Here is a 6,816-nt window from a genome sequence, read left to right on the forward strand (position 1 = left end):
TCACTCCAACGTAATTACGAGCGAAGACAATCCCGCCTGTTCCCGTATGAGCCGCTGCAGCTCATTCAAATCCGACGCCCGCCGGATCTGATCGTCGAGGCTGTTCTTCTTGATCCGGCGCACCGTCTCCGCAAATGCCTTTTTCTGCTCCTCATTGTTTAAGGATTCTTCCAGACTTGCATTGAAAAGCGCCGCGACTTCTTTGTAATTGCCCTCGTCGTCGATAAAACGGTTCAAAATCGCCGCCGGATTGACATTTCCAGCTTCCAGACCCTCAAATACAGCTTTTGCCGCTTCTTTATAAAGTGGTTTTACAAAATCCTCCGGTCCGATGATGTCCTTGATCCGGGCATACAGCGATGGTTCTTCAATCAGCCATGTAAGAAGCAGGCGTTCTGAACGGCGGATGCCCTCGTCCTTCTCCTTCTTCCTGCCCACCGGTCTCACCGCCGGTCCCGCATTTCCCGGAAGCTCTGCATTTCCAGCACCACGGTTTTCCGACACTGCCCCGGCACTGCCGACGCTTCCGCCTACCTCCCTGTTTTGTACCGCACCAGTCGTATTTCCGGTTCTATATGAATCACCATAGCGACCCGCATATCCGCCTGCTGCCGTCTCCCCGACGCCATACCGGCTTCCGAGCTGGTTGACCAGCCGCCGCAGATCTTCATAATTGATAAAGTATTCCCGCGAAACCGCCTGTATATAATTATCCCGCTCCAGCGCCTCGCCAAATTCAAGCAGCTTGCGCGCCGTCTGATTGTAAAATGCTGTCTTCTGCTCCGGATCTTCCATATCAAAGCCGGCTTTCAGCACATCAATCTCATAGAGAAAGCTGTTTCTAGCCGTCTCGATCCGCTTTTCAAACTCCTCTGCTCCCAGGTTTTTCATAAATTCATCTGGATCCTTATACGGACGCATATTCAATACCTTGGTTGAAATTCCTGCCCGCTTGAGGATTGGAATCGCCCGCAGCGCCGCTTTGACGCCCGCGCCATCGCTGTCGTAGGTCAGAATGACCTGATCCGTATACCGCTTCAGAAGCGCCGCATGCTGCTCGGTCAGCGCCGTTCCCAGCGATGCGACCGCGTTCGTATAACCTGCCTGGTGCATGGAAATCACATCCATGTAGCCCTCGCAGAGCATCATATATTTCTTTCTCGAAGTACGCGCGTAATTAAGTCCGTATAGATTCCGGCTTTTGTCAAACAGCATCGTCTCCGGTGAGTTTAAGTATTTCGGTTCCCCGTCCCCGAGGACACGTCCGCCAAACCCGATCACCCGGCTGTTGACATCCATGATCGGAAACATGACACGGTTCCAGAACTTGTCCCTGGCGCCGAGCTCCTCGATCGTCACCAGCCCCGTATCCTTTAAAAGCTCGTCCTCATAGCCCTTGCTTTTCAGATACCGATACAGATCGTCGCTGATTTTATTGGAAAATCCCAGTCCGAACCGCCGGATCGTCTCATCCGTCAGCTTCCGCTTTACCAGATAATCATATCCTATCTTTCCCTGCGGCTGCTTGAGCTGATAATAAAAATAATTGGCTGCCAGCTTATTGATCTCCAGAAGCGCCGCCTTGCGGTCCGCCTTCGCCTTTGCCTCTTTAGAATATTCCATCTTCGGCAGTTTCACGCCCGAACGATCCGCCAGCATCTCAACCGCCTCGCGGAATGAATAATTTTCATATTCCATCACAAACGTAATCACATTGCCGCTGACACCGCAGCCAAAGCAGTGGTACATCTGCTTGGACGGCGACACAGAAAAGGATGGCGATTTCTCATGATGAAACGGGCAGAGTCCAAACAGGTTGCTTCCCTTCTTCTGCAGCTTCACGTATCCGGAAATCACATCCACAATGTCGCTACGCATTCTGACTTCCTCGATTACCTCTTCCGGATAATACATTTCTTCCTCCTTATACGCTCCAGGCTTTCGGAATAAACAATTCCTTAAACCGGTCAATCGCGTAAATATCTGTCATACCCGCGATATAATCGCATACCGCGCGCTCTTTCGTCTCATTTCTTATCTCCATAATCCGGTGGGATTCTTCCGGAAGTTCCTCCGGATGCGCCATATAATATCCATACAGCATCTCGATCATCTGCTGTGCGCGCCCTTCCTCCGCTTTCGCAATCCCGTCATGGTAGACATGGTCAAACATCCAGCGGCGCAGCCCGTGCATCGCCTCCTCGCGTTCCGGTGACATCGCCACCTCCGGCTTGTCCTGGCTGTGCTCGATGATGTCGTGGATCATGATATTCAGCCGCTCATGCACACTGTTTCCCAGAATGTCCGTGTACTCCCGCGGCAAATCCTCTTCCTTCATGATCTTTCCCCGGATCGCATCATCTATATCATGGTTTATGTAGGCAATTTTATCTGAAAGCCGCACAACATTCCCTTCCAGCGTCGCCGGATGACCGCTCGTCCGGTGGTTCAGGATCCCGTTGCGAACCTCCCAGGTCAGGTTCAGCCCCTGCCCCTTCTGCTCCAGCACCTCCACAATGCGGACACTCTGCTGATAATGCGCGAACCCCTCGCTGCAGAGCCGGTTGAGCACCGCCTCCCCCGAATGACCAAACGGCGTATGTCCCAGATCGTGCCCCAGCGCGATCGCCTCCGCCAGAGACTCATTCAGCCGCAGCGCTTTCGCGATCGTGCGCGCTATCTGCGATACTTCCAGCGTGTGCGTCAGGCGCGTCCGGTAATGGTCGCCCTCCGGCGCCAGAAAAACCTGCGTTTTCTGTTTCAGACGCCGGAACGATTTGCTGTGCAGAATACGGTCGCGATCGCGCTGATACTCTGGCCGGATGTCGCAGAGCGGTTCTTTCCGCTCCCGTCCCCGTGTATTCGCACTCAGCGACGCATACGGACTCAGGGTTTCCTGTTCCCATTTTTCGATCGTTTCTCTGATATTCATCCAGATCCCACCTTTATTCAGAATAATTTACGGAATAAATTCGAAAGTTCGCCCATTATCTTATAATAATATCATATTTTTGTAATTTGGGACAGAGGTTTTCCATGGATTTTTGATCTTTTTCTATTTTCTTTTTTTTATTTTATGTGGAAAGAAGGGGAATTATGACTACTTATTTCCATCTATTGAACAAAGGGGCTTAGAATGAAAAAGAGAAGACATCTGTTCTTTTGAATACAGACATCCTCTCTTTACTATCATACATACAAAACGTAACGGCTGTCCCTGATGGACCTCATCTACATTTTATTTTCACTTATTATTTTTACTTATCCGCTTTTTCAAGCAGTTTCTTGATACCCTGAATTGCTACTAATACACCCAGGATTAACAGCAGCACTGCAAATACAAGCTGCAGTGTATTTCCCAGATCCAGACCGGTCGTCATAAATGCGTTTGTGAGCTTTATGATGGTCATGCTCAGTGCAGTAAAGGTAACTGCCATCATGAACAGCATCGGCACCCAGAGCATCCAGCCCTGACGCTTGGTTTTCTTTAAGAATACTGCACAAGCTACAAGAGCAAGTACCGATAACAGCTGGTTTGCAGAACCGAATAACGGCCAGATCTCTGCATAGCCGACCTTAGTAAGCAGGTATGCGAGTACCAGTGTGATGATGGTTGCAAAATATTTATTGGTTACTACCTTTACAAACGGGCTCATATTTTCCTCGTCTGTGTCCGAATCCATGAAAAATTCCTGGAACGACAGACGTCCTACCCGGGCAACCGAATCCAGGGAAGTCAGTGCAAATGCAGATACCGCCAAGTTGATTAATGTAAATACAAGCGAATGCGGCAGACCAACTACGGAAAGAAAGTTTGCGATCGCGCCTGCAAAAATCTGCGGCTGGGTGGTAAGTCCCTGTGCTGCTGCCTCGCCATCTGCAAAGGAAGCAACTGCAATCAGTGCGATGATAGCAAGCATACTCTCCATCAGCATTGCGCCAAACGAAACCGGAAGCATGTTCTTTTCATTTTTGATCTGTTTAGATGCAGTACCGGAAGATACCAGAGAATGGAAACCGGAAACTGCGCCACAGGCAATCGTTACAAATAAAATCGGGAACATATACTGTCCATTTACATTAAAGCTTGTAAACGGTTTCAAATTACATGCCGGATTGGCCACAAATACACCGATAACTGCACCGACGATCATAAAGATCAGCAGATAGCTGTTCAGATAATCACGCGGCTGAAGCAGCGCCCATACCGGAGCGACACTGGCAATCAGAATGTACACAAAGATAATAATATGCCAGGTTCCAAGATCGACATAGACCGGGAAATTCAGTCCCAGCGCGATCGCTGCCACCAGTAATAAGATAGCGACGGCTGTGTTGATCCATTTGTTGAATTTGGTATATTTGAGGAAATATCCAAGTGCAACTGCCTCGATGATAAATAACATAGAAGTAGTTGCAACGGCTCCATTTGCCGCTATCTTTGTGACAGCACCTGCCTCATCGACCGTAAATCCCTTAAATGTTCCCGCTACAACGTCTGCAAACGCTGCGACAACCAGAATACAGAACAGCCAGCAGAACAAAAGAAATAATTTCTTTCCTAATTTTCCAATGTACTCTTCGATGATGTATCCGATTGTACGTCCCTTATTTTTGACAGACGCATACATGGATGCAAAATCCTGAACGGCGCCGAAAAATACGCCGCCGATTAAAATCCAAAGCAGGACCGGAAGCCAGCCAAAAATTGCTGCCTGGATCGGACCGTTGATCGGACCCGCACCGGCGATCGATGCGAACTGATGTCCAAACACGACGTTTGTATCAGCCGGTACATAATCAACGCCGTCCTCCATCTCATATGCCGGAGTTTTGGCGTTTGGATCGATGCCCCACTTATTCTGGAGATAACGCCCGTACAGAAGGTATGCTCCTCCCAGAACAACGATGGCGATTATCATCATCATTACTCCACTCATAGTTAAACCTCTTTCCTTTGTTTATTTATAAAAAAACGCCTCTGCTATCCAGTCGGATAACAAAGGCGGATTTTCTATCCCAACAGCCTTCCTGCTCCATCCAGTGACTCTCTGTATTCCCGTTCTTTTATGTCTTGCCATGCTCACTGCATTTTATACCATATAAATTATACTCTTTTGAACAGAAAATTCAATTAACACTTTAAATATAATTTACAATTTCATTTATTGTTTTTTGTGCACCTTGCACTTCCTATTGTTTTTACAACGGAAAACTTCGCTCCAGACACAATGCCCCCGGGGATGTCAAGTCGTTGTTACAATAAAATATGCGGTTTTTAGGCCGTGGGAATGGCTTAAAACCGCATGTTTCTGGATAGAGGACGTTATATAGTTGCTATAACCTCAATCTCAATTGTAATATTACTGCTATAAAATATTTTCTTTGACTCAAAAAAACTATTTATGCTTTCAAAAACATTATTGGATAAAGTTTACTACATATAGAAACTCTCTCTTTTAATGTTTTTTCCTTCAATTTATCAGCAAAAAGTTGAACTATAAAATTGCTATATTCATAACTGGGCAAACTACCTTCCGCATCAATTACATTTTTAACAAAATCGACTAACGCAACCGTACGATATTTTGGATCATTTAAATGAAATCTTTGAATATGCCTATTTATAAACAAAATTTCTTTTTCCGAATAATTATGTAAAGCTATATTAGGCAAAAACTCCATTTTTAACACATCATATTGTAATACAAACGGTTCTTCTGATTCCTCTCCAACAATGCCCATTGGTTGTAATACTATTTCTGCATTTTCCATCTGGCTATAGGACTTTTGCAAACTTCTTAATGCTTTACATGGCACAGTACATTGTTTTCTTTTTTCTAATGTACATTTGCTCTCCTTTTCAAACTGTTCTCTCATTGATTGAGAAATTTTTCTTTTCTTGTCTCCTATCTTTTTAAATGACTGATTACAGGTTGAGCATGCCATTCCTATATTAGGAATACATTCAATCAATTTATCTGAATTTATTTTTTCAATGGCATGTTCTAAATTTCCATACCATTTGTTATCTACTGCTAAACGTGAATAACAATACATACAGTATCCATAACTAGCCTTGCTCAATACTTCTTTTAAGTTTTCTTTTTCTTCAGTCTTCTTATATCCATATTTTTTCCATTTTTTATATTTCACTTGAAACACTGGAATATCCAAGCGCAAATAGTCATTCATACATTACCACTCCGATATCTGTTTACAAATTATCTGTTGCGATGCAGTCAAATTTTTTCTCTGGATCTCTTTTAACTGAATTTGTTCACGCTCTCCCCATGCGTTATTTATTTTATTATTTAATAAACGTCTTAACTCCATTTCAATTTCGTTTTCTTTTACTGCATGTTCGCCAAATACTCGGTCGAAAATGATTTGCACTTCTGAAATCGATTGCAAATCATTAATATCCAATACTTCATACTCATCATCCTTTAAAATAATTAAATTTGCATTTTGGGCTCCAGCAACCAAATCACACGAATGTGTCGTAATAATAAATTCCATTTTGGGAAATTTTGTCTTTAAAAAAGGCATTATTAAAAAAGCATATCCTGGTGACAAAAATTCATCCAATTCATCTATTATTACAACTGGATGCTCCAAGTTCTTACTCTCTACACATTTTTCTTGATAATATAATAATTCTAACAAAATTCTAACAATTGCTTGGTATCCGCTTGACAGCAATCCTTTTGTATTTTTAAAAGATACTTCTCCTAAAGTTTCTCCGCTTGACAGCAATCCTTTTGTATTTTTAAAAGATACTTCTCCTAAAGTTTCTCCTTCTATAATTTGAAA

At 44.4% G+C, this 6,816-nt stretch carries 5 protein-coding genes; all 5 read right to left on the reverse strand.

Going from position 1 to position 6,816, the window contains the following annotated elements; all coding sequences use genetic code 11:
* On the reverse strand, nucleotides 1-1,914 hold the full coding sequence (dnaG, locus tag DWX76_RS10440) for a DNA primase (protein WP_118570623.1): 1,914 nt from the start codon (nucleotides 1,912-1,914) through the stop codon (nucleotides 1-3).
* Between the two features lie 10 nt (nucleotides 1,915-1,924).
* Nucleotides 1,925-2,932 carry a deoxyguanosinetriphosphate triphosphohydrolase gene (locus DWX76_RS10445; RefSeq protein ID WP_117795145.1) on the reverse strand — a complete coding sequence of 336 codons (1,008 nt, stop codon included), beginning with the start codon at nucleotides 2,930-2,932 and terminating at the stop codon, nucleotides 1,925-1,927.
* Between the two features lie 325 nt (nucleotides 2,933-3,257).
* On the reverse strand, nucleotides 3,258-4,940 hold the full coding sequence (locus tag DWX76_RS10450) for a carbon starvation protein A (RefSeq protein ID WP_022359691.1): 1,683 nt from the start codon (nucleotides 4,938-4,940) through the stop codon (nucleotides 3,258-3,260).
* Nucleotides 4,941-5,403: 463 nt separating this feature from the next.
* On the reverse strand, nucleotides 5,404-6,195 hold the full coding sequence (locus DWX76_RS10455) for a hypothetical protein (protein ID WP_118570624.1): 792 nt from the start codon (nucleotides 6,193-6,195) through the stop codon (nucleotides 5,404-5,406).
* 3 nt (nucleotides 6,196-6,198) lie between these two features.
* The coding region (locus DWX76_RS14005; RefSeq protein ID WP_412694051.1) for a hypothetical protein at nucleotides 6,199-6,816 on the reverse strand (618 nt) is incomplete at its 5' end.

The organism is Clostridium sp. AF21-20LB, from assembly GCF_003478795.1.
GTDB lineage: Bacteria > Bacillota > Clostridia > Lachnospirales > Lachnospiraceae > Otoolea > Otoolea fessa.